Here is a 2,512-nt window from a genome sequence, read left to right as displayed (position 1 = left end):
TTCACGCAAGGTGTTGCGCAGGCCAAGCACGATGGAATCGGGAAGATTGGTGGCCTCGCCCAGGGTGACGAAACCGGGATTCTTCCGGCGGAAGTCGTAGACGGTCCGCAGCAGTTTGGCGCCCAGGCTCCGGGCGTCCATCGAACGCGCCAGGCCCGCCATGCGGCGCAGGTCCGCGTGCAGCGCCGAGACATATCGTGCCACCAGTGCTTCGGCGACCAGCTCCTTGGTGGGGAAAAACTGGTACAGCGAGCCGATCGATGCGCCCGCCCGTGCGGCAATTTCGGTCATCGTGGCGGCGTCATAGCCCTTCTCGGCGAAAGCTTCGCCGGCCGCCTCCAGCAACGATTCCACCCGCGCCACGCCACGCTGGCGCTGCGGTTTGCGGATCGCCGGGCTTGAATTACTCGAGGCCATCCTCATAAACTCCCATGTGAGACTATCCTCATAAATCTACAGAAGGTAACGGCCATGGCCGACGACAAGCTCGACCCGGGCACTACCGCGCTGGTCCTGATCGACCTGCAGGCTGGCGTTGTCACCTTTGCACAGGGACCTTACACCGGCGAAGAGGTGGTGGCCCGTGCCGCTCGTCTGGTATCGCGCTGCCGGGACACCGGCACCCTGGTGGTGCGCGTGAGCGTGGGTTTTGCGCCGGACTTCGCCGATGCCCTCAAGCAGCCGGTGGACCAGCCCTATGCCGCCCGTGCGCTGCCGGAAAACTGGTGGGCCGACCCGGAGGGATTGCCAACGGCGGCGAACGACATCCGCATCACCAAGCGGCAATGGGGTGCGTTCTACGGCACCGAACTGGACTTGCAACTCCGCCGCCGTGGTATCAGGGACATCATCCTTGGCGGCATCTCCACCAATATCGGCGTGGAGTCCACTGCGCGCTCGGCCTTCGAGCACGGTTACGGCCTGGTACTGGTGGAAGATGCCATGAGTTCGCACGAGGCTACTCATCATCGTTTTGCCGTGGACTCCATCTTCCCCAGGCTCGGCCGTGTCCGCAGTACCGAAGCGGTGCTGGCCATGCTTGGCTGAAGCAACCACTCGCGCAGGGCGGCGTCTTCCGCGGCCAGGGGCTCGGCATGGCTGGGCCGCGCCAGCATCGCCGCCAGCGCGGGGGGCACCGGCACGGCGCGCGCTGCCAGCGGTTCCACGACACTGTCGAACTTGGCTGGATGCGCGGTGGCGACGATCGTCCAGCGCCGCCGGTCGCCCGCTTCAGCCATGCGTTCACGCACCTTCATCGCTGTAGCGGTGTGCGGGCAGAAAAGGTAATGCGATGCATGGCGGCCGATGACGTCGGCGATCTCGGCGTCATCGACGGCCTCGGCGAACCCAGCCAACCGGGCGCCTTCCGCATGGCCGTGGTATAGCGACATCAACCGCTCGAAATTGCTGGGCGCGCCCACATCCATGGCATTGGCAAGGGTGGCGATGGCTTCACGCGGGGAATAGGCATCCCCGGCGAAGAAGTCCGGCAGCGTGCGATTGGCGTTGCAGGCCAGGCGGACATCGCCGATCGGCAGGCCCATGGCCCGCGCCCATAGCGCGGCCAGAGCGTTGCCGAGATTGCCGGTGGGGATCACCAGGTTGATGCGCGTGCCGGTGGCCCGCCAGTGCAGCAGGGAAGCCTGGGCGTAGTACGTCATCTGCGGCAGCAACCGCCCCAGGCTGATGCTGTTCGCGGAAGTCAACGGCACCTGGGTGTTGAGGCCTGAGTCGCTGAGCGCCGCCTTGGCCATCCGCTGGCAGTCGTCGAATCGTCCCGCCACGCGCAGTGCATGCACGTTGCCGCCGAAGCAGCCGAGCTGGTGCGCCTGCCGCGCCGCGACGCGCCCGTCGGGATAAAGGATCACCACGCGCAGGCCCGGACGGCCGTGGAACGCCGCCGCCACCGCGGCCCCGGTATCGCCGGAGGTCGCCACCAGCACGGTAAGTTCCCGTCCATCCGGGCGTGGCAGGTGCGACATGCACGCAGCCAGGAAACGCGCACCGACGTCCTTGAAGGCGGCCGTGGGGCCGTGGAACAGTTCCAGTACGTCGGTGCTGTCGTCGAACGGGACCACCGGCACCGGGAAGTCGAAGGCTTCACGGCAGATCGCGGCAAGCTCCGGAGCCAGCGTGCTGCCGTCGAAGAACGGCGCCAGCAGGCGCGTGGCGACGTCCGGTAGTGTTGGGGGGTCAGAGTGAAAACTCTGACCCCGCGCCTGCGCGCCATCGAAGTGGCCGATGTCCAGGACCGGTAACTTTTGCGGCACATACAGGCCGCCGTCGGGTGCCAGCCCTGCGGCGATGGCTTCCTCGACGGTGGCCGCGGGTGCGGATTGGCGGGTGCTCTCGAACAGCATCCGGCTCACGTGTGCACCACGTGCGCGGCGGGTCCGGCGATCGGCGCCACGAAGCGGTCGCTGTCCAGGCCCTCGGCGGCGAAGGCGGCCACCATTTCGGCCGCGGCCGCATGGGCGAGGGCTGCCGATTCGAACCAGCCGAACACGCTCGG

3 protein-coding genes are annotated in these 2,512 nt (G+C 67.2%); 1 reads left to right on the top strand and 2 read right to left on the bottom strand.

Annotated elements, in window-relative coordinates; all coding sequences use genetic code 11:
• Window positions 1-417: TetR/AcrR family transcriptional regulator (locus VK519_RS08495; RefSeq protein WP_324349001.1), on the bottom strand; the 417-nt coding region annotated here is incomplete at its 3' end.
• A 54-nt stretch (window positions 418-471) separates the two neighbouring features.
• On the opposite strand from VK519_RS08495, the gene VK519_RS08490 reads away from it, so the two are divergent.
• Entirely contained in the window at window positions 472-1,047 is a 576-nt protein-coding gene (locus tag VK519_RS08490) for a hydrolase (protein WP_324348999.1), read from the top strand.
• Here the strand turns inward: VK519_RS08490 and thrC are convergent.
• Window positions 966-2,360, bottom strand: coding sequence for a threonine synthase (gene thrC / locus VK519_RS08485; RefSeq protein WP_324349003.1), 1,395 nt, complete (start codon window positions 2,358-2,360; stop codon window positions 966-968). The genes VK519_RS08490 and thrC overlap by 82 nt on opposite strands.
• Window positions 2,361-2,512 lie beyond the last annotated feature (152 nt).

It is taken from the genome of Pinirhizobacter sp. (assembly GCF_035317885.1).
GTDB lineage: Bacteria > Pseudomonadota > Gammaproteobacteria > Xanthomonadales > Rhodanobacteraceae > Pinirhizobacter.
This window is presented reverse-complemented; position numbering and strand designations above follow the sequence as displayed.